The 21,090-nt window shown below is 43.4% G+C and carries 22 protein-coding genes and 3 pseudogenes; 16 read left to right on the top strand and 9 right to left on the bottom strand.

Annotated features, from left to right (window positions below; genetic code table 11):
* Nucleotides 1–5: 5 nt before the first annotated feature.
* The gene (gene kaiB / locus AC2VE5_RS14980) at nt 6–314 is read right to left on the bottom strand and encodes a circadian clock protein KaiB (protein ID WP_486888540.1); all 309 of its coding nucleotides are present in this window, start codon (nt 312–314) and stop codon (nt 6–8) included.
* A 27-nt stretch (nt 315–341) separates the two neighbouring features.
* Nucleotides 342–710, bottom strand: coding sequence for a KaiA domain-containing protein (locus tag AC2VE5_RS14975; protein ID WP_486888539.1), 369 nt, complete (start codon nt 708–710; stop codon nt 342–344).
* 396 nt (nt 711–1,106) lie between these two features.
* Here AC2VE5_RS14975 and AC2VE5_RS14970 point away from each other — a divergent pair, with 396 nt between their 5' ends.
* A complete protein-coding gene (locus AC2VE5_RS14970; RefSeq protein WP_486888538.1) occupies nt 1,107–4,172 on the top strand; it encodes an ATP-binding protein in 3,066 nt (1,021 codons plus the stop codon).
* Here the strand turns inward: AC2VE5_RS14970 and AC2VE5_RS14965 are convergent.
* Together AC2VE5_RS14965 and AC2VE5_RS14960 are read right to left on the bottom strand one after the other, a co-directional pair.
* Entirely contained in the window at nt 4,165–5,934 is a 1,770-nt protein-coding gene (locus AC2VE5_RS14965) for an ArnT family glycosyltransferase (protein ID WP_486888537.1), read from the bottom strand. The two genes, AC2VE5_RS14970 and AC2VE5_RS14965, sit on opposite strands and share 8 nt — an antisense overlap.
* Nucleotides 5,935–6,007: 73 nt before the next feature.
* Nucleotides 6,008–6,502, bottom strand: a complete 495-nt coding sequence (locus AC2VE5_RS14960; RefSeq protein WP_486888536.1) for a hypothetical protein — start codon at nt 6,500–6,502, stop codon at nt 6,008–6,010.
* 188 nt (nt 6,503–6,690) lie between these two features.
* Here AC2VE5_RS14960 and AC2VE5_RS14955 point away from each other — a divergent pair, with 188 nt between their 5' ends.
* The 4 genes from AC2VE5_RS14955 (at nt 6,691) to thyD (ending at nt 10,222) form a co-directional block, all read left to right on the top strand.
* Nucleotides 6,691–7,023: a DUF565 domain-containing protein gene (locus tag AC2VE5_RS14955; RefSeq protein ID WP_486888535.1), complete on the top strand. Its 333-nt coding sequence runs from the start codon at nt 6,691–6,693 to the stop codon at nt 7,021–7,023.
* 235 nt (nt 7,024–7,258) lie between these two features.
* Entirely contained in the window at nt 7,259–8,263 is a 1,005-nt protein-coding gene (trpS, locus tag AC2VE5_RS14950; RefSeq protein ID WP_486888534.1) for a tryptophan--tRNA ligase, read from the top strand.
* Between the two features lie 112 nt (nt 8,264–8,375).
* On the top strand, nt 8,376–9,269 hold the full coding sequence (locus tag AC2VE5_RS14945; RefSeq protein ID WP_486888533.1) for a methylenetetrahydrofolate reductase: 894 nt from the start codon (nt 8,376–8,378) through the stop codon (nt 9,267–9,269).
* 26 nt (nt 9,270–9,295) lie between these two features.
* Nucleotides 9,296–10,222, top strand: a complete 927-nt coding sequence (gene thyD / locus AC2VE5_RS14940; RefSeq protein WP_486888532.1) for a thylakoid membrane protein ThyD — start codon at nt 9,296–9,298, stop codon at nt 10,220–10,222.
* 94 nt (nt 10,223–10,316) lie between these two features.
* Here thyD and AC2VE5_RS14935 read toward each other — a convergent pair whose 3' ends face one another.
* From AC2VE5_RS14935 to AC2VE5_RS14925, 3 genes are all read right to left on the bottom strand, one after another.
* Nucleotides 10,317–10,580, bottom strand: a complete 264-nt coding sequence (locus tag AC2VE5_RS14935; protein ID WP_486888531.1) for a hypothetical protein — start codon at nt 10,578–10,580, stop codon at nt 10,317–10,319.
* A 50-nt stretch (nt 10,581–10,630) separates the two neighbouring features.
* Entirely contained in the window at nt 10,631–11,053 is a 423-nt protein-coding gene (locus AC2VE5_RS14930) for a tetratricopeptide repeat protein (RefSeq protein ID WP_486888530.1), read from the bottom strand.
* Nucleotides 11,054–11,124: 71 nt separating this feature from the next.
* Nucleotides 11,125–11,484, bottom strand: a complete 360-nt coding sequence (locus tag AC2VE5_RS14925) for an iron-sulfur cluster assembly accessory protein (RefSeq protein ID WP_486888529.1) — start codon at nt 11,482–11,484, stop codon at nt 11,125–11,127.
* Nucleotides 11,485–11,845: 361 nt separating this feature from the next.
* Between AC2VE5_RS14925 and AC2VE5_RS14920 the strand changes: the two genes are divergently transcribed.
* Nucleotides 11,846–13,492 carry a DUF6930 domain-containing protein gene (locus tag AC2VE5_RS14920; protein WP_486888528.1) on the top strand — a complete coding sequence of 549 codons (1,647 nt, stop codon included), beginning with the start codon at nt 11,846–11,848 and terminating at the stop codon, nt 13,490–13,492.
* A 1-nt stretch (nt 13,493) separates the two neighbouring features.
* On the opposite strand, the gene AC2VE5_RS14915 is transcribed toward AC2VE5_RS14920, so the two are convergent.
* Nucleotides 13,494–14,039 (bottom strand): TetR/AcrR family transcriptional regulator, encoded by a 546-nt coding sequence (locus AC2VE5_RS14915; protein WP_486888527.1) that lies wholly within the window; start codon nt 14,037–14,039, stop codon nt 13,494–13,496.
* Nucleotides 14,040–14,136: 97 nt separating this feature from the next.
* Between AC2VE5_RS14915 and AC2VE5_RS14910 the strand changes: the two genes are divergently transcribed.
* The 8 genes and pseudogenes from AC2VE5_RS14910 (at nt 14,137) to AC2VE5_RS14875 (ending at nt 19,860) form a co-directional block, all read left to right on the top strand.
* Entirely contained in the window at nt 14,137–14,733 is a 597-nt protein-coding gene (locus AC2VE5_RS14910) for a glutathione S-transferase family protein (RefSeq protein ID WP_486888526.1), read from the top strand.
* A gap of 18 nt (nt 14,734–14,751) precedes the next feature.
* Complete coding sequence (locus AC2VE5_RS14905; RefSeq protein WP_486888525.1) at nt 14,752–15,669, top strand: pyridoxamine 5'-phosphate oxidase family protein; 918 nt, start codon at nt 14,752–14,754, stop codon at nt 15,667–15,669.
* 36 nt (nt 15,670–15,705) lie between these two features.
* Entirely contained in the window at nt 15,706–17,178 is a 1,473-nt protein-coding gene (zds, locus tag AC2VE5_RS14900) for a 9,9'-di-cis-zeta-carotene desaturase (protein WP_486888524.1), read from the top strand.
* A 26-nt stretch (nt 17,179–17,204) separates the two neighbouring features.
* Nucleotides 17,205–17,672 (top strand): SRPBCC family protein, encoded by a 468-nt coding sequence (locus tag AC2VE5_RS14895; RefSeq protein ID WP_486888523.1) that lies wholly within the window; start codon nt 17,205–17,207, stop codon nt 17,670–17,672.
* A gap of 326 nt (nt 17,673–17,998) precedes the next feature.
* The gene (locus AC2VE5_RS14890) at nt 17,999–18,625 is read left to right on the top strand and encodes a glycosyltransferase family 2 protein (RefSeq protein ID WP_486888522.1); all 627 of its coding nucleotides are present in this window, start codon (nt 17,999–18,001) and stop codon (nt 18,623–18,625) included.
* Between the two features lie 64 nt (nt 18,626–18,689).
* Nucleotides 18,690–18,830 carry a hypothetical protein gene (locus tag AC2VE5_RS14885; protein WP_486888521.1) on the top strand — a complete coding sequence of 47 codons (141 nt, stop codon included), beginning with the start codon at nt 18,690–18,692 and terminating at the stop codon, nt 18,828–18,830.
* On the top strand, nt 18,802–19,236 hold the full coding sequence (locus AC2VE5_RS14880; RefSeq protein WP_486888520.1) for a hypothetical protein: 435 nt from the start codon (nt 18,802–18,804) through the stop codon (nt 19,234–19,236). Before AC2VE5_RS14885 ends, AC2VE5_RS14880 begins: the two co-directional genes overlap by 29 nt.
* A gap of 44 nt (nt 19,237–19,280) precedes the next feature.
* A pseudogene (locus AC2VE5_RS14875) lies at nt 19,281–19,860 on the top strand (Uma2 family endonuclease).
* A gap of 5 nt (nt 19,861–19,865) precedes the next feature.
* Here the strand turns inward: AC2VE5_RS14875 and AC2VE5_RS14870 are convergent.
* On the bottom strand, nt 19,866–20,072 hold the full coding sequence (locus tag AC2VE5_RS14870) for a hypothetical protein (RefSeq protein ID WP_486888519.1): 207 nt from the start codon (nt 20,070–20,072) through the stop codon (nt 19,866–19,868).
* Between the two features lie 52 nt (nt 20,073–20,124).
* Here AC2VE5_RS14870 and AC2VE5_RS14865 point away from each other — a divergent pair.
* Together AC2VE5_RS14865 and AC2VE5_RS14860 are read left to right on the top strand one after the other, a co-directional pair.
* Nucleotides 20,125–20,954, top strand: a pseudogene (locus AC2VE5_RS14865) (IS1 family transposase).
* A 55-nt stretch (nt 20,955–21,009) separates the two neighbouring features.
* Nucleotides 21,010–21,090 (top strand): annotated as a pseudogene (locus tag AC2VE5_RS14860) (hypothetical protein); the annotation flags it as partial.

Here is a 21,090-nt window from a genome sequence, read left to right as displayed (position 1 = left end):
ACTGCTTATTCTTCATACTCTTGGATTTCTTCATACAATAAGTTTAAGCCAATTAAGACCTTTTCTCGATCGGAAAGATCGCCAATAATCCGTCGAACTGGAGGTGGTAAAACTTTAGCTAATGTTGGCGTTGCTAGGATTTTGTCTTCCTCGGCTAGGTGAGGATTTTTGATTACATCAATTACCTTGAGCGCGTATACTCCCTGAAATTCTTGTTCCATAATATTTTTGAGCATTTTTAAAGCCCGTACAGAATTAGGGGTATTACCTGCAACGTAAAGCTTGAGAATGTAAGCTTTTTTTAGAGTATTCATAAGGTAAGTAACGGCAACAAATAGCTACTATTTAGTAGCAGAATAATTAGACGGATGAAAACGATACATCTCGCACAAATGCGCTAAGATCTCAATTAAAGTCAAGCGGTAGTCAAGCAATATTTCTTCACTTCTTCCTTCTATTTTTAATTGCTTAGAAAAATCATCTATTAATTCCACATGAATTTGAATAACTTGCGGTACTGGAAGGTTACTAGAAAAAACTTTATCTGTAAATTGCTCAATTTCAATTCTAACGCCCGAATTTGTGAAATAGCTTAAAACAATCTGCTGATAATCTTGCTTTAATTCTTGCAAAAATTTATTTTGCTTTTCTAAGGGCATTTGCTGAAATACTGCTTGTTTCTGTCCATTTTGATAACTAATACTCTCCATGAATTTTTATTAAAGAATACTAAATATAGTTGTAATAATTTAATATTTTGATTGAAGCTGATTGCTAGGGAAAACTTAAGAAATTATTAATATGTAAATACTAAGTTGTGGGAAGATTTCTAGAGATAAAATACAAATAGTCCGTTATCAAGCAGCCTCAAAAAAATATGTCAATTCCCAAGCTTAGGGTTGTCAAAGATCGAGTCAACAAGACATCGTATTTTATTATAATTGCTAAATGCGATCGCCCTAAAAGCTGTTCGATCGGCAACTAACTATAAAATACCGCAACCTGTGAAATGGAAGTTGTCATTAAAACGGTAGCAATTACTATACCAGAAGGCGAAAAACCTACGTGTCACCTTTAGCGATGATTCCCGACACTGCACAATGTTAATGCCGACCCCTAGACTCAGAAGTTTGCTGGCGCTCGTGCCTTGGTGCGAGGAAAAAACAGCCCTAGCAGCAGTGTTAGAGATATTAGCAGCCAAGAAATGCGATCGCCTAGTTGTAGTCAATACCCAGCAGCAACCGCTAGGCAAAATCGATCTAACTAGGCTTAATCTCTACTTAGGCAATGTGTCCGCAGCTAAAAAACAACGCCTGTTACTCTCCGCACTCAAAAGCAATCCTAGCCTCGTAGAACCCTTAGCACCATTACCTGGAGATTGGAGCCTAGCACAACTCAAATCACACTTACAGCAAAATGCTTCTAGCACTTGGGAATGGGCAGTAGTAGATAGCGTTGGTAAATATGTAGGGTTAGTAAATAGTTCGCAGTTATGGCAATATTGTGCATCGTCGTCCACGATAGAAAATGACACTGTTACCCAACTAGCCCTAGACTTATTAATTGAAATAGTAGAAAAGTTGCCTTGGGCAGTAGTTTTACAGACAGACACCGGAGAAGCGATCGCCCAATCAACAAACTGGCAAGAACACTTCGGCTTGTGGAGTGATTCAGTAGCCGTCCGCCAAGAAATAGAAGAACTTTTAACCACAACGCCAAACAAAAGTACGCCAACAGATCGGCAAATAGACACCCCGTCAACTCCAGAAAATATACCCAGCGACGAGGCTAGTTTTAGTCGCTGTCAGTTGGGAGCAAAACCAGGTACTTGCGTTTGTATTTGTCCTACACCCGATGGGCAAGAAAAAGTATGGGAATTTGTCAAAATTTCCCTTGATATTTCTTCCCAAGACCTATGGCTATTGGTAGCCAACGACATTAGCTATCAACAGCAATTAGCCTTGGAACTGGCTGCCAAAAACGCCGAGCTAATTCAATTGAACCGCCTTAAAGACGAATTTTTAGCTTGTATTAGTCACGAATTAAAAACCCCTATTACGGCAGTAATGGGGTTATCAACTTTATTAAAAGATCGAGCTTTAGGGCAACTAAACGATCGCCAAGAGCGCTACGCTCGACTAATTCATCAAAGCGGTCGTCATTTGCTGGCAGTGGTGAACGATATCCTCGATCTGACACGGATGGAGACAGGACAGCTAAAACTTAATCTAGAACCCGTCCAAATTCGCACTATTTGCGATCGCGCTGTCGAGCAAGTAAAAGCAATGTCTTTTAAAGCTAATAGCCATTACGAAACCCCCGCAGAAGTAGCAGAGCATCGATTTACTTTAGAAATTGCCCCAGACATTGATATTTTCATCGCCGATGAATTGCGCTTGCGCCAGATGCTAGTCAATATGCTGAGTAACGCCTACAAATTTACCGAACCTGGCGGCGAAGTCGGCTTGCAGGTAAATAGATGGGAAGGCTGGATTGCTTTTACAGTATGGGATACAGGTATTGGAATAGCCGAACAGCAACAGCACTTAATTTTTCAAAAATTTCAGCAACTAGAAAATCCTCTAATTCGGCAGTTTGAGGGCGCAGGATTGGGACTTGTGCTAACAAGAGCTTTGGCTCGTTTGCATGGCGGAGATGTAACTTTTTTATCCAAACACGGCATTGGTAGCTCCTTTACTTTGCTCTTACCTCCTAGCCCCCCTCAAAAAAGCATCGCCGACGAGGAGATTAGTAGAAATTATCCTACGCCCGGACAAACCCCAACTTCGCTGTTGCCAACGCCCCCCACTTCTATGACTCCCTTATCGCTTAAAGATGGACGAGTTAAGGCAACACCCCCATCGCCGCTTCAATTGCGCCCCACCCCATTGATATTAGTAGTAGAGGCTGCACCCCAATTTGTCGAAAATCTGAGCGAACAACTAAACACTCTAGGTTATCGGGTTGTCGTTGCTCGTTCGGGAACCGAAGCCCTAGAAAAGTCACGGAGATTGCAGCCTGGATCTATATTTCTTAATCCAGTTTTACCCATGCTTTCTGGTTGGGATGTACTCACGCTGCTCAAAGCCGATGTAGCGACGAGCCAAATTCCCGTAATTGTGACGGCAACGGGCGCGGAAAGAGAGCAAGCATTTTTAAATCAGGCAGATGAATTTATTAGCCTCCCGATTCAAAACCAGAACTTGCAGCAAATTTTGAATCGTTTTTGCTCGATAACTCCAATTTTTCCGGCAGAAAGTAGCGATCACCCTCGATGCCAATTATTAACAGTTTTGTGGTTGGTTACTCCTTTTGAATCTTCGTTATTGACTTCTAGTTTGTTGCAACTTCATCACCGCGTTGTCGAAGCCGATGACTTAGAACAAGCAGAGTTGTTAGCTCGCATTTGGCAGCCAAATGTAGTTGTGATCGACGGTGCAATTGTGGAGCCTCTTGCTTATGTCCAACAACTTAGCAAATACCCCAAGTTGAAACGCCTACCTTTAGTAACGTTGAATGCGGCAACTACTCACGCCGTCAACCAAGTACCGGGGTTGATAGTGTTTCCTTGCCTGACTACAGATCGAGATTTGACTCTCAATTCTTTGCTAGCAGTATTGCAAGTAGCGGCGGGGATTAGTTGGCAACCTAGCTTATTAATAGTTGATATTGGGAACTTGCCTGATTTACAACAGCAGTCAGAAGTTAAAGATACTGAGCCTGCTACTAAAAACGAATGGTTTCAAGCTTTGGTTCAGTACCTCCAAACGGCTGGATTTAAAACAACTATGAGTCAGTCGTGGGCAGATGTGATGCCCCAAATTAGAGCTTCTAGCGTAGATGTTATGCTAATTAGTTTAGGCAATCAACCTTTTTCCACTCAAGCGGTGCAGGCACTTAAAGCTTTGAGTGAGGAAGAAAATTTACCCCCAATTTTAATTTTAGATCGGCTAAATCAAGATAATGTCAAACCGCAGTCTGTTCGGCTGCGCCAGCAAGTAGAGGTTAGCTACAACGCCTCCGCGCCAAGTTTTAATTCTGAATCCGTTGATTTGGACAGTATTTTAAATGCGATCGCAACTTGCATTTTGCCACCTTCCCTATCGATGGAGGAACTATTAAATTACATTCACAGAGCCTTGATTGCTAAGGAACATAGCCAAGTTATTTAGCAACTCGGATCAATCGATAAGCTCCGGTTTCTCCCAATTGCTGAACTCTGAGCGTTGGATCTAAGTTAACTAGCTTTTTGGGTTGGGCTAAAACCAAGGCGGAAAAGGAGGCAGATTTTGACTTTAGAAGCTTTTGCACGTAATCTATTCCCGCATTAGTTTCTTTGATGTAGGTTACAGGCAATTGGCTGTAAAATACTACGCTCGGCTTCTTGAAGCCAATCATTACCAGTTCTTCATTAGGTCCGTGGGCTGCCGCCGCGATCGCCGATAATTCTTTTAAGGGTACTTGTCTTGCTTCATCGATCAAAAAAGAGGCAGGCATCATCACCAAAATCACAAAGGCGATAAACGCAGCTAAGTTTAATTTCAGCAACCATTGCCCTTGACGGCGTAAAAGTAAAGCTGCTCCCCCAATTCCAGCGATCGCCCAGATTATGCCAGCAATAACTGGTAAACCCGATTGTTGAACCAGTTGGCGTAAATTGGGAATAGCCGGATCGACACCTACTAAGCTGGGGGCTAAAAACATTGCCAGTGCGAGAATTAATCCTAAACCTACATTCAACCAACGGCTAATATAAAAAAATCTGCGGTATTTCCAACTAGGCTGATAAGGAATTGGTTCGCTCCAAGGCAACATTACCAATAGAGCCGAGGCTGGCATCAAAGGCAATACATAGCTGGGCAACTTGGTAACGGCAATAGTGAAAAAGCAAAAAATACCCAAAAACCAAAACAAAGCAAATAAACTCAATTGATAAGGGCGTTCTTGTTGTTGCCAATGCGATCGCGCTTGTAACTTGATTTTGGCAGCCGCCACAGGTAAATAAATTGACCAAGGCGCAAAACCAAGCAATACCACCACAAAGTAATAGTACCAAGGAGCCGCGTGATGATTGACAACCCCTGTAAAGCGTTCGAGATTGTGATAGCCAAAAAATGAATTGATATAAGCGCTGCCATTGCGGGCAATAACTAGCCCAAACCAAGGCAAAGAAATCGCACTAATTATCAAGCCACCTAATAGCGGGCGCATTTCCCCCAAAACTTCTCGCACGCGACCTAAATAAAATAGAAATGAGCCAATAATTAAACCAGGCAATACAATTCCTACAGGTCCTTTAGTCAATATTGCCGCCGCAATTAAAACATAAAAAGCCAAATACCAACGCAGTTTTATTTTTGGCAAAGAAGTCGCATAACCGCAAAACCAACACAGCAGCGCCGAACCCATACACCCTGTTAGCAACATATCAGACACCCCCGTCCGCGCCCAAACAATTGTTTCGGGATTTAGCGCCATCAAAGCCGCGCCTAGGGATGCACTCAGCCAGTAGCGACGGCGTTCAAACTGCACCATAGGAGCAGCAGTATGCAATCCAAATAACCAAATAGTATAAAAACCCAAACTTATGAGACTCATTGCCGCTAGTGCCGAAGGCAGGCGCACCGCCCATTCATTCACCCCGACAACGTGATAAAAAAGCGTCATTAACCAGTAAATCAGTGGTGGCTTGTCAAAACGAGTCTCGCCATTGAAAAATGGTGTAATCCAATTCCCCGTCACCTTCATTTGCCTAGCGGCTTCAGCAAATAACGGCTCTGTTTCGTCAATTAGACTAATACTCCCCAAATGCCAAAAGAAAGCTACCCAGCCTACGAACAGCAGCCACAAAATAGCTAAAATTAAGGCTTGGCGAGGACGATTTGCAGTGTTGTTTAGCCAACCAACCAGAGGACGATTCAGAGGTTTTTTCATGCAACCAGTGCGAATAATTAGCGATCGCGGGCAGTATATCAGCTTTTTCCTACCCTTATTATTGGCTCAACCCCTATTGCAGTGTTAATTGCCATCTTGAGAGTTTTGCGTCCCAAATTGGGGCATCGCTCTCACCAACTACAAAAGGACCCCAATACTGACCTGAGCCATCTTGAGCAAAGGCAACTAAAATGTCTCCTTTTTCTAGCTTAAAGTTCCCTTCGGGCAAAGAAAGAACTAACCCTTCCTTGCTGCCTTCTTGAGGAGCAAAATCCCAGTGCGCTGGTTCTACCGCTTTTTTACCTCTTGCCAGTAGCGCCACTCGTACAGGTAAGTCGGTTTGATTGCTTAGTATCAAAGCCCCAGGAACTCCTGCCATTTTAGTAGCAGGTCGCGCAATTTGATTGATTGCCGGGGTAGCAGACGGTACAGGAGTTACTGTCTCCGGCGACGCTTTAACTTGAGGTTCAATCGATACGCTAAATTGCATTGCCCCTACAACCAACACTACCAATCCAAATAAAGAAGCAATCATGACGGCTGGGTATGCCGACGACTTAGCCTTCATAGTTTTATAAATATCCAGTTTTTTTATGCTTACCATGCTTGTCAATCTCTAACTCTATTATCTATTGGTATTTAAAAAAATAACGTCTTAAGGACTACTGCCATAGGCTAAAGCTTGTACGATATCTTTAGTAGGAGCCTATTGTCAGATTGCAATCTGTCACACTTGCAAGGGGGCTAATTCTAGCTATGCAAAATACTCGTCTCAACAATTTATTTGATGCTATCGGCGGGCAGTTGGGCAAATGGCTATTGAACCCTTGGCGGCGACTATCCATACTGACGATTAGTTTGCTGTTTGGCTTTTTTTTAGGAACAGCAGTTTCTACAACGGCAGGACAATCAGCAGATTTGGATGTTATTGCGGCGGGACTTTTAGTAGCTTTAAGCGAGGTAGTAGATCGAATTTACTACCGTTACCGCCAAGGAGCCGCGAGAAGTTTCTGGGTAGAGTCTTTAAATGCGCTGAAAATTGGGCTTACCTACAGTTTATTTATTGAAGCGTTTAAACTGGGTTCTTGATTGCTCAAATTTTGTCCAGAAATGTCAAACTAGATGAACGAGCAAGCTGTTTAGAGGATGAGTTGCAAATTTCCTCGGTGGATAGCCGAGGGATGGACATTCCCCTTAAAGGTTGAATATCCTTTTGGGCGGGAGCGCCTGTAGCCCTTACCTTTGCAACTATTTTCTTAAAAAAAGTAATCGCTCTATTACATCTATTATTTTTGCGGTATCAAGCGCAATTGAATTAAACTTTATGGCAATGCGCGTTCTATCTGGAATTCAATCAACTGGCAATCTACATCTAGGCAATTATTTAGGAGCAATTCGTAACTGGGTGGAAGGGCAGAGTCAGTACGAAAATTATCTCTTCGTGGCAGATTTACACGCGATTACTGTACCGCACAACCCAGCAGAACTGTCAGCTAATACCTACACCCTTGCTGCTCTATATCTAGCTTGCGGTTTAGATTTAAACTACTCTACAATCTTTGTGCAATCTCATGTTTCTGCCCACAGCGAGTTGACATGGTTGTTTAACTGCATTACCCCGCTCAACTGGCTGGAAGATATGATCCAGTTCAAGGAGAAAGCAGTTAAGCAGGGAGAAAATGTTAGTGTTGGCTTGCTTGACTATCCAGTGCTGATGGCATCAGATATCTTGCTCTACCAGCCTGATAAAGTGCCTGTGGGCGAAGATCAAAAGCAGCACCTAGAGATTACCCGCGATATTGCTGCTCGGTTTAACTACCAATTTGCACGGGAAAATCCAGTTTTAAAGTTGCCTGATCCTTTAATTCGTAAAGAAGGGGCAAGGGTGATGAGTCTAACCGATGGTACGCGCAAAATGTCTAAGTCAGACCCCGCCGAAGGTAGCCGCATCAATTTACTAGATACTCCTGAGCAAATTCAACAAAAAATCAAACGCTGCAAAACCGATCCAGAACGGGGGCTAGTTTTCGATAATCCAGCACGTCCAGAGTGCCATAATTTACTAACGCTGTATATGCTACTATCTGGCAAAACTAAGCAAGCAGTAGCAGAGGAGTGTGCAGCTATGGGCTGGGGACAATTTAAGCCCCTACTAGCGGAAAGTGCGATCGCTGCCTTACAGCCAATTAGAGCAAAATATCAGGCAGTCATGGACGATAAGGGCTATTTGGAATCAGTGCTGCGCGATGGCAGGCAAAAAGCTGAAGCAATTGCCAATGATACCCTAAGTAAAGTTAAGGCGGCGTTGGGTTATTCTGTACCACTGTAGTTATTCAGGAGTGCGATCGCACTTTTTGAACCAATAGAAACTTAAGTATTTTGTTGTATTAGTTGTGAAAACAGAAACTAATAACTAACAATTAATAACCAAAAATTAACAAATGAGTAGCTTGTTCCGTACCGCCGTTAAAAACAATGAATTTTTAATTACTGCCGAGGTTGCGCCCCCAAAAGGTGGCGATCCTAGTCATATGCTGCAAATGGCACAAACTCTTAAAGGGCGAGTTCATGCAGTAAATATTACCGATGGCAGCCGGGCTGTATTGCGGATGTGTCCGGTAATTGCCTCGGTACTGTTGCTGCAACGGGGTATAGAACCGATTTGTCAGATGGCTTGCCGCGATCGCAACCGGATTGGGCTGCAAGCAGACTTAATGGGCGCTCATGCTCTTGGAGTGGGAAATATTTTAGCTTTAACTGGAGATCCAGTCAAAGCTGGGGATCATGTGGAAGCTAAAAGTGTATTTGACTTAGAATCAGTAAGGCTGTTGCAATTAGTAGGCAAGTTAAATACTGGTTTTGATTACAACAATGTCCCGCTTACTGATGGCGCAACCGATTTATTTGTCGGGGCAGCAGTAGATCCGCAATTGCCTAGTTGGTCGAGCTTGCAGCGTCGTTTTGAGCGCAAGCTAGAAGCTGGGGCGCAGTTTTTTCAAAGTCAGTTAATTACAGACTTTGAGCGGCTAGAAAAATTCATGGATCAAATTGCTGCAAGTTCTAATAAACCAGTTTTGGCAGGTATTTTTTTACTTAAATCTGCTAAAAATGCCCAGTTTATCAATCGCTGCGTTCCTGGGGTAAATATTCCCCAAACTACAATCGATCGTTTGGCAACAGCTAAAGACCCCCTGCAAGAAGGAATTGCGATCGCTGCTGAGCAAGTACAGTTAGCAAAGCAAATCTGCCAGGGCATTCACATGATGGCGGTAAAACGAGAAGATTTGATCGCGCAAATATTAGATAAAGCCGAAATTGCTCCATTGTCAAATTAAGTTAATAAATATTTATAAAGGTAAAAATGAAAGTAGCAATTTCTGGTGCAACCGGATTTGTGGGCAGTCGTTTGGTAGAGCGATTGCACCTACAAGGGCATCACATACTGGTATTGACCCGTAACGTCAATTCTGCTCAAAAGACATTCCCTAGCGCCAAGTTTCCTAACGTAGAAGTGGTTTCTTACACGCCCACTGAGTCGGGTGATTGGCAGCAAGCCATATCAGGCTGCAACGGTGTAGTCAACCTAGCGGGGGAACCCATTGCCGAAGGACGATGGACGGCAGCCCGCAAGCAAGAAATTTTGCATAGCCGGAAATTGGGAACGCAAAAAATTGTGGAAGCGATCGCCCAGGCAAATCCCAAACCCCAAGTATTAGTTAATGCTTCAGCTATTGGCTATTACGGTACTAGCGAAAGCGCGACTTTTGACGAAACTAGCGCCGCAGGGAGGGATTTTTTGGCTCAAGTTTGCCTAGATTGGGAAGCAGAAGCCCAAAAAGTTGTGACGGCGGGAGTCAGGCTAGTAATTATCCGCTTGGGCATTGTTTTAGGCAAAGGTGGGGCTTTAGATAAGATGGTGACACCTTTTAAACTATTTGCTGGCGGACCAATTGGTACAGGCAGGCAGTGGTTTTCTTGGATTCACCGCGACGACTTGGTAAATTTAATTATTCAAGCACTTACACGCCCTGACATTAGCGGCGTACTCAATGGTACGGCTCCCAACCCCGTGCGGATGAATGAACTATCTCAAACTATGGGGCAAGTTATGAATCGTCCTTCTTGGTTGCCTGTACCGGGTTTAGCCATAGAGGCGTTGCTTGGCGATGGAGCGATCGTTGTTTTAGAAGGGCAGCAGGTTTTACCCCAGCGTCCTTTGAGCTACAGCTTTGACTATCAATATCCCACGCTTTCTGAAGCACTTAAAAATATATTAGGCAACGGATGAATAGTTGCTAGTACCAAGAAAAAAACACGGGTAGCAAACTGATTGCTCCACCGCGTGTTGTTTATCACCCTTTTGGTAGTTAGAACTGAAAGATTTAGGCGTTGCCGCGACGAAGTTGAGTAATTTTACCCACCGCGCCACTAATAATCGTCCCTGCCATCAAAATTCCGATCGCTGGCGTAAATACTGGTGTCCAAAGTTTGTACCATAGGTCTAAACCTAGGGGCAATTTGAGCGCGTGACCAGCAGCAGCGATCGCTAACCAAAAAAAGGCGAACAATACTAGAAAAAAATCTGCTACTAAAGCTAAATTAATCCATTTAACAAAAATATTTTCTTGCTTAATTTGCTTAGTCATAAATCAACTCAATTTCTCCGCAACAGCATAAGACAGCTATTTGACTTCGTTTAAACCTCAAACAGCCATTTATTCACTCTTTCTAAGCTTTTCCAATCGGGTTTTCTCGCAAAACCATCAGCAATGCTTTGTTTTATTTCGGCGCGGACTTCATCATCAATCATAATTAGCTGCATTGCTAGATCGATGTGTTCGCGCACGCCCTTAGTGCCATTTTCTAACATCGCCAACGCTAGATTCACCCTTGATTGCGCGTCTTGGGGATTTAGTTTTACAGCCTTCTGGGCGGCTTTATAAGCGGGGTTGGGCTTGTTGTCTAGCATATACAGCCAAGCCAAGCACGCCCAAGCGGCGCTACTTTTAGGAGCGCGATCGCATACTTCCTTAAAAGCTGGAATTAGGTTAGCTACTTCTTCTCCAGCTTTGTAACGTTCTAAACTTTCTTCAAATAAAGAGCCAACTGTTTCGGTCATCGTTTCCAATCAACAAGGGGACAAGGGCGAGGCAGAAGCCCACAAAAATATCTTCTGCCTTTTGCACGTGGTTAAACACCAAAAGACTTACCACAGCCGCAGGTTTGTGCCGCATTGGGATTGGTAAATTGAAACCCGCCCCCAATTAAAGCATTGCTGTAATCAAGCATTAAACCATAAAGGTACAACAAACTTTTGGGGTCGCTGACAATTTTGAAGCCATCGTAATCAAACACTTCATCTTTTTCCCCAATATTACTTTCAGCTTCAAAATCCATCATGTAAGACATCCCCGAACAACCGCCTTGACGCACTCCTACGCGCAGACACAAAGCATTACCTTGTTGCTGTTGTAATGTTTGCAAGTGTTGTAAGGCAGCTTGGCTAAGCTGAATCCCGCGTTGCCCAGATTGAACTGTAGAATTTGTCATAGTTAGGAACCTGCTTTAAGGTTAAAGTGAAGTAATAACAGCTTTTTAGTTTATTTTAGCGAGTTGTAGAGCTTTTAACTGTCCATAATGTTAGCTACTATCAGTATAAGGTGTGCTAGTTACAAGCCTAGCTTTATATTGCGGCGATTTTAGCTATTGTCAACAATCCTGTAGTTACAATTTCTAAAAGCTTGCCATCAAAAAATTGGTAGTCAATTTAGTTAAAAAGAGTGCAAATTGTGGAAAATATCAACAAGTAGGCGTTAATCTCAGTTAGAAGCGAGACTTTTACAAAAAAACTTGCGACTAAAAGCTTCCTCCCTCACACTTTTCGCATCGTCTCAGATGATTGGCTTGGTTTATGACAATGTCTTTAAATAGTTCTACCCGTCGTCGGTTGCAACAATTAAACCAGATTTCTAGTGTTTGGGAGGGCGATCGCCGCCCATTTTCACCGCCCTCATCGGAGTTAGAACCGAGCTTTGAATCCAAAGGTGAGTGCATTCTCTGGGTAGATGGTTCGCAAGGCGTTGTCCGGGCGATGGATGTGGTAGCCCAAGACACTGGACCAGAGGCAATTGTGCGGACGCTACTAAGGGCAATGGAGCATCCCAATAGCCCAGCTAAACCCGCCCGTCCCCAAAAAATTGTTGTCAGAAGTCGCGAAATTCAGTTTTTTTTACGCGGCGCTCTCCAAGAATTAGATATTGCCATCGATTATGTCCCTGATTTGCCGCTAATTGACGAACTGTACCGCAGCTTTCAAGATGTCGTTGACACCCAAACTCCCGACTTGCCACCGCAGTACGCCCAAGCCCTTAACCAAAAAGCTTTTGAAATTTGGCACAGCGCCCCTTGGGAACTTTTAGAAGAGCATCAAATCATCTCCATTGAATTAAACCAATGGGATATCGGCACTCTCTACGCTTCAGTAATGGGAATGTTGGGGATGGAGTACGGGATTTTGCTTTATCGTTCCCAAGAGTCGCTCAAGCAATTTCGAGCCAAGGTGTTGTTAGAAAATGAATCGCCAGGAAACTTAGAAGAAGCTTTTTTGAAGCAAGATTGCTTGTTTTTGACTTTTGATACTGATAGTGAAGACGAGGATGATGAAGATGAAGACGACGATGACATTATCGATTTGGCTGACTTGCCACTAGAGGAAATTCAACCATCTTTTGGAAATATTCACCCTTTAGAAGGTTTACGCTCGGTACTGTACGAAGAAGAAGCGATCGCGATGTATGTTGCCTTAGAAGGACTTAATCGCTTTATTCGTGACGAACGCGATCGCTTGTCGGAGGAAATAACCCCCCTCAAGCATAAATATAAAATTACTGTGCCGCCAACGGAAGCAAAAACTAAAGAAAAGCCAATTGCTGTCACTGTTGCTACTATGCCCCAACTCACCGCCGAACTAGAGGCGATGAGTTTTGAAAGTGACGATCTAGACGAAGTGCCGATGTTTCAGTCTTTGCGAGATGACTTGATTCCAGAGGACTCTTTTTTAAGCTTGGGTGTCGTGTCTTGGGAAATGGTTGATTATCTCCGCAAAGGAGCAATTCATCACCAACAATTGGGACAGCCTACCCAAGCAGGAGATGGATTGCCAGTAATTTTAATTCAAACCTCCCGCCCCAAAGCAATGACCATAATTAATACTATTCAACAAGCGGGAGGAATTAAAGGTATTGGTTTTAATCCTGGGGCAGATCCTTTTGAAGGGGAAAGTTACGATTTAGGAGTCTTAAAAACTGAAAACAGCGAAATGTTTTTGTTTGGTGAGTTTTTAGACCAAGATCCAGTTCATATCGCCGCCCGAAAAAAGTGGGACGAGCGGTGTAAACATACGCGCGGTTATTGCGGTTTGATTATTGCTAGGGGGTTGATGGGTGCTTCGCGGGGACAACCGCATCTAAAAGATATGATGGCGCTATTTGTTGGGCAAAGTCTCTCGCCTAAAGAGTTAGGTATTGGTACGCTGCAACTAATGCCTCAATTTGAATAAATTAGAGTTTGAGCAAAACTTCTGGCAAACGCTCAATCACGCCCTTGAAGGGTTGAATGTCGTTTAATCCCCGCGCCAGTATTAACGCACCTTGAATTTGAATAATGGCATCTTTAGCCCGATATTGTGCTGTTTTTTCGTCTAAGCCAGCATCTCGCAAAACCTCAGCTAAAGTATCAATCCAAAGCCTTAATGCTCTCTGAATTTGCTCGTGAAATATATCGTTATCTCCCAATACCAGCACCGCTAATATACAAGGCTTCTGACCGCAACTATAAAGCTCGTTTACTTGTTTTGTCATTTCCCTAATTCTCAGCGCTGGTTGACGCTCTTTGTCGCGCAATGGGGCAATAATATTTGCTGTCATCCAATCGTTGGTGTAATTGAGAACTGCGGCAGCAATTTCCTCTTTACCTCTAGGGAAATGATGATAGAGACTTGCTTTACCTAAGCCTGTAGCTTCAGAAAGCCGCGTTAAAGTTGCCCCTTCATAACCGTAGCGTCGAAATACAGTTAATAATTGAGCGATTGTTTCGTCTTTAACCATTGATATAGGGGTAATAGTTCCTTGCTATTTTACCGAACGTTTGATAGGGTATCTTTAGACCGAACGTTCGGTCTAAAGATACTTTTTTAGAGGAACAATGCTGAAGCTGTACGACTTAACTTTATCGGGAAATTGCTATAAAGTTCGGCTGATGTTGTCGCTACTAGGATTAGAGCATGAACTTGTACCTGTTAATTTACAAGCAGGGGAACATAAGTCCAGCGCTTTTTTGCAACTAAACCCGCTTGGGCAAGTACCAGTTCTCATAGATGGCGATGTAGTAATTCGAGATTCCCAAGCAATTTTGGTATATTTGGCGCGGCGCTACGGTGGCGAAGATTGGCTACCTATAGAAGCAGAAGCAATGGCTAAAGTTGGGCAATGGTTATCGACAGCAGCAAATGAAATTCAACAAGGTATTGCTGCTGCTAGACTGCATTTTATATTCAAAGCCAAAATAGATTTAGACTTAGCTCAAAGCAAAGCCTACAAAATTCTACAAGTTATCGACGAACACTTGCAAGGGCAAAATTGGTTAGAAGGAGATCGCCCAACAATTGCAGATATTGCTTGTTTTCCTTACATTGCCTTAGCCGCCGATGGCAAAATTGTCTTAGAAGAATATCCCAATGTAATTGCCTGGATTAACCGCATCAAGCAGCTTCCTGGTTATGTAGGGATGCCAGGTTTGTAAGTTATTTGAGCAAAGCTAATGATTTATCATTCAGGAGAACTTGCAGTTCAAGCGCTTGTAGGGGTTCAAGCAGAAGCAGCAATTTTAGCCCAAAAAATGGGTGGCGCAATTATCAAACCAGCCGCTAAAGAATTTTTAGCAAGTCAAAGATTAGCGATCGCAAGTACGATTGATTCTAGCGATCGCGTTTGGGCTTCTCTATTTACAGGCGAACCGGGGTTTTTGCAAGCAATAACCGAACAAATAGTCACAATTGATGCGGCATTAATTGACGAAGATCCATTGAAGGACAATTTACAATCTAGCGATGAAATCGGTTTACTAGCGATTGATTTAGCTACTCGCAGGCGCTTAAGAGTCAACGGGAAAGCTAAAGTGCGGGATAAAAGTAAAATTTATTTGCATACTCAGCAAGTCTATTTCAATTGTCCTCAGTACATCCAAAAGCGCGAGGTTAAAACTACTCCCAATCGAGGTAAATTTAGCATCCAAATCGACACAACGCTATCGCCTCAGCAGCAGCAATTTATTCAACAAGCCGACACATTCTTTATCGCAAGTTATCATCCTCAAAGCGGTGCGGATGCTTCCCATCGTGGCGGTTATCCTGGTTTTGTCCAAGTTTTGCAGCCAGATAAGTTAGTTTTTCCTGATTACGCTGGCAATAATATGTTTAATACTTTAGGCAATTTGGTCGAAAATCCGCAAGCTGGATTATTATTTATTGATTTTGAAACTGGAGACACGCTTCAGCTTACCGGAACCTGTGCGATCGCTTGGGATAGTAAAAAAGCTCTAGAATTTGCTGGAGCTAAGAGTTTGGTAGAGTTTCAAATTGAAAGCGCGATCGCACTTTCTTCTCCCACTTCCTTACAATGGCAGTTTAAAGAATATTCTCCTTATTTACCTGTGAAAACAAAACCGCTAACAGATTAAAATATGTAAAGAATGCGAGAAGGATACAAAAACTAGATGCGCGTTGCGATCGTTGGGGCGGGACTGGCTGGGCTGGCAACTGCTGTAGAATTAGCAGATGCGGGTTGGGAAGTAGAAATTTTTGAATCCCGTCCTTTTGTTGGCGGCAAAGTTGGTAGTTGGGTAGATGCGGATGGCAATCATTTAGAGATGGGTTTGCACGTCTTTTTTGGCTGCTACTATCAGTTATTTGACTTAATGAAAAAAGTAGGGGCGCTAGACAACTTGCGCTTAAAGCAACATACCCATACTTTTATTAATGAAGGCGGACGGATTGGCGAATTAGATTTTCGCTTTCTTACAGGCGCGCCATTCAATGGATTAAAGGCATTTTTTACTACTTCACAACTGTCGTTACTAGACAAAGCCCAAAATGCGATCGCCCTTGGTACAAGCCCCATAGTCCGAGGCTTGGTAGACTTTGAAGGCGCAATGAAAACTATCCGCAGCCTTGACAAAGTTAGCTTTGCTGACTGGTTTCGCCGCCAAGGGGGTAGCGATGGCAGTATCAAACGGATGTGGAACCCCATTGCTTACGCATTAGGTTTTATTGACTGCGAACATATGTCCGCGCGCTGTATGTTGACAATATTTCAACTATTTGCCGCCCGAACCGAAGCTTCGGTATTGCGAATGCTAGAAGGTTCGCCCTCCGAATACTTACATAAACCAATAATTGAATACTTAGAAGCTAGAGGCGAAAAAATCCACACTCGCCGCCGCGTTAGAGAAATTCAGTTTACGGGTGTTGGGAAAAAAACGCGAGTTACAGGCTTAATAGTTGCTAATGGAGAAACGGAAAAAAAAATTACCGCCGATGCTTACGTATGCGCCTGCGATGTACCAGGAATTCAAAAAGTATTACCCCAAGCATGGCGATCGTGGTCAGAATTTGACAACATTTATAAATTAGATGCCGTACCCGTTGCCACGGTACAGTTAAGATTTGATGGCTGGGTAACAGAGTTGCAAGATCCTGCCGAACGCACTCAATTAGACCATGCTGCCGGGATAGATAATTTGTTGTATACGGCGGATGCTGACTTTTCTTGTTTTGCAGATATGGCGCTAACTAGCCCCAGTGACTACTATCTTCCCGGACAAGGCTCGTTAATGCAACTGGTACTAACCCCAGGAGATCCATTTATCAAACAAAGTAACGAAGAAATTGCCCAGCACGTTCTCAAACAAGTCCATGCCTTATTCCCCTCATCGCGGGAATTGAATATGACTTGGTATAGCGTCGTCAAACTTGCCCAGTCACTGTATCGCGAAGCCCCTGGCATGGACAAATATCGTCCAGCGCAAAAAACACCTGTAAATAATTTCTTTCTGGCAGGGAGTTATACTCAGCAAGACTATATCGATAGCATGGAAGGAGCAACACTTTCCGGTCGTCAGGCGGCTAAGGCAATTTTGGCTAGTGTAGAAGAAATAGAAAATAGACAGCAGTTATCTACTGTAGCGTAGCCCAAAACATAATAGAGGAAAACTAGATGGCTGATTGGTTAGAGCATAGCGTACAGGTTGAAGTAGATGCTCCTATAGATGTAGTTTGGCAGCTATGGGCTGATTTGGAACAAATGCCTTTATGGATGAAATGGATTGATTCGGTAAAGGTTTTACCCAACGATCCTCAACTATCTCGCTGGAAGCTGAAAACAGGTAGCTTAGAATTTAGCTGGCTGTCACGCATCACAAAAATTGTTCCCAATCAAATTATTGAGTGGGAGTCAGTGGATGGTTTACCCAATCGTGGTGCTATTCGCTTTTACGATCGCCACAATAATAGCAGTATTGTCAAACTCTCTATTGCCTATGCCATTCCTGGTATTTTGGGCAAAATTATGGATGGTCTATTTTTAGGCAAAGCCGTAGAATCAAGTCTTAAGGGAGATTTAGAACGGTTCCGCGATTACGCCATGCAAGCAAAATCTCAAAAAGTTGAGACGCATCCATACTAAACGTTACTTTTAATAAATTTTAACTTTGCCTCAGCAAGATTGTTGTCTACTGAGGCAATATTATTTCCTAGTATAGTTTAAGACTTATATAACGCTGTAATATATAACACAAGCAAAAATTTTTGCTTGCAAAATGGGCAATTGAGGATAAGATTTTTGAAATTTAGGGTCAGAAAAATCTCGGTGAAGTCCTAACCATTCCTCACTAATTGTTACCAATCCTCCACTAGACAGATTTCGATGAAAGGCTAAAAGGACACAATAGTTTTATTAAGATTTATAAAACTATTTCATGTCTTTCGCTCGTAAAAAATTAAAAAAGTGCTATGGGAGATGAGCGCTTAGAGTTATTTGTGGATTTAGCAAATAACTTACCTCAGAAGTCTCCAGTGCTTCTAGTTCCGACACCACCTTTATTTCAATGCGAAGTTTGCGTTATTGTCCCTGTTCGCAACGAAGCGGGAACCCTAGAAGCCACTCTTAGCGCTCTCACCTACCAAATCGACTTAGATGGACAGCGATTTGATTTACAGCGCTACGAAGTTATTTTGTTAGCAAATAACTGTAGCGACAATTCCGCCAAAGTTGCCCGTCATTTTGCTAGACTGCACCCCCAACTAGTCTTGCACGTAGTTGAAATAACCCTACCTCTGGCGGAGGCATACATTGGTAGAGGGCGGCAAATCTTGATGGATGAAGCTTATTATCGTTTGGCTTACTTAGGACGCAAACAAGGCATAATTGCCTCCACAGATGGCGATTCGCAAGTTACACCAACTTGGATTGCTGCAAATGCCGCCGAAATTGCGGCGGGTGCAGATGCGGTAGGTGGGAGAATTTATACAACTAAAAGCGATCATAATACCTTAAATCTTTACGCCAAAACTTGCTACCTGCGCGAAGTGGGCTACCGTTCATTAAATTGCCGAATTAGAATCATATATCAATCCTGACCCTTACGATCGCTTCCCGCGTCACTATCAACATTACGGTGCAAGCCTCGCTGTCACTGCCCAGATGTACAAACAGGCGGGAGGCTTACCCGCCGTGAGGACCCCAGAAGATGTAGCTTTTTACCAAGCTTTATTACGGGTAAATGCGCGTTTTCGCCATAGCCCTTTAGTAAGAATTGAATCAATGGACATTGAGGGGAGTTGACGAGCAAGCATTTTTAGTAGAACCTGTAAAAGCGATCGCCATTCGTTTGCAAGTACGTTACCAATTGCAGATACTTTGGTCGGGCATTTTAGACGGTTATCAACCAGATATTACTGATATAGCCCAAATAGCCGCCGATTTGGGTGTAAATATTGAGTGGTTAGCGCAAGAATTGACGCAACCTTATACTTTCGGGTTATTGTTTGAACGTATCGAGCAACGCCAGCAACAAGAAAGGATTTGGGCGCAGCATTGGCAAAGGGTAGAAATTAGACAAGCAATAGCAGAATTACGTTTGTACTTAGATAAGTTGCGTAAAAAGTGCGATCGCACCTACGCCGTTAAGTTTCCTAATTCTCCACAGAATTTTGCTAATGTGCGGGCTGAGGTCTTAACTCCTTCCTAACAGTACAATTGACACTAGACAGGTCAATTTGTTAGGTGTCTGCAATGACTGCAATTACTCTTAACCTCAAGCCTTTTGTAGAACTAAGTGATGACCAGTTTTACCAGCTATGCCTAAACCATCGGGAATTAAAATTTGAACGTACATCCCAAGGGGAGCTAGTCATTATGCCACCAGTGGGAGGAGTTGGAGGAAGCCAGGAAGCTGACTTAATAGCAGATTTAGTATATTGGAACAGACAAACCCAACTTGGTAAAGTTTTTAGTTCTTCAACTTGCTTCAAACTCCCTAATGGAGCGAATCGCTCTCCCGATGCAGCCTGGATTGCCAAAGAAAACTGGGAGCGACTTACAACTGAGCAACAGCAGAAGTTTCCGCCAATTTGTCCCGATTTTGCGATTGAATTGCGATCGCCAAGCGATGCCCTTGCACCATTACAGCAAAAAATGCAGGAGTATCTTAGTAATAGGTTTGCGTTTGGGGTGGTTAATTAACCCTCAAGACCGACAAGTAGAGGTCTATATAGCTAATCAATCTAAGCAAATTTGCGATCGCCCTCAACAGATTGATGGAGCAGATGTTCTACCAGGTTTTGTACTTAATCTCTCTACTCTGTGGGACTAAACATATCAATCTAGTAGCCAGTTAAATAAGTCTCCGACTGTGAGATAAAAATCATTGGCAAATTCAGGCACAGGTAGACGTGTATCGAATCGATCGAAAACTTTTGTTGGGCGATCTGGCAAATAGACAAACACCGACTGCTCTCGAGGATCTATCAACCAACCCATTGAGGAGTGATAATTGAGACAATGGAGAATATTTTGATAGGGCATTAATTATGTGGGATGCTATGGTGAGAAGGCGATCTTCAACTTGAACAACTCTATGGACTGTCCTCTGTGTGGTCACGGCTCTAGCTCATAAACATGGCAAGATGCCCAATGGTCATCAACGCTACTTGTGTCCTGCTTGCAGCCAGACATTCTCAGAAAACTTTGACAGTTTGTCCTATCGCCGTCATGTCAGTCCTGAACAAATCCGCCAAGTGCTGCAAGCCCCAAGTGTTGGGAGTAGTTTGCGAGGTATTAGTCGAATAACCGGGCTTGCCTATAATACTGTTGTTAGCATTGTTCGTGCTGCCAGCCAAAAAGCACAATTAGTACACAATGCCGAAGTCCAAGCAGGACAAACCGAGGAGGTGAGTGCGGATGAGTTGTGGTCTTTTGTCGCAAAAAACAGAAGCAGTGCCTTCCCGATGAGTTAGTGATGGGAAATTGTTGGATTGGTGTGAGTCTTGCTGACTCCAGTGGGCTGATTTTGGCAGCACGAGTCGGAAAACATACTGACGCATTAATCGAAGCATTAGTGGTGAGTAGTGAAGGAAAAACAGCGTGCAAACGGTTCAATACTGATGATTGGGGTGGCTAACGAGTATTAGCGCCTGAGATTACCCATTACATTGGCTCTGGCAGGACGCAAAGGTTAGAGAGAACCAATGGCATTGTGAGGCAACAAACGGCATTGTGGCATCGCAGACAGAACAAGTTTGGCAAGGTCTGGGAGCAAACCAAGGTAACGACGCGGTTAGTGGTGAGTTATTTCAACTGGATTTGGCAGCATAGTCGATTGAAGACGACCGCAGCTTTGGGCGGGCAGGATTAACGCGACAGTCTTGGACTTGGCATGATCTCGTCACCTATCCCACTTTAATTTGACGCACTACCCTTTCGTCACTGCAACGCCAAAGAAACAGCTAAAGACCTAGATCTCTGGGTCAATGAACGGCTGTTTCGCTGGCTGCAAAAGCGACAACGAATACGCCGCCGCTCAAGATCGTCTCCCTATATAAGC

The sequence above is a fragment of the Aliterella sp. E5.1 genome, assembly GCF_057473825.1.
Note: the sequence above shows the minus strand (reverse complement) of the source record. Positions and strands in the feature narration are given on the sequence as shown.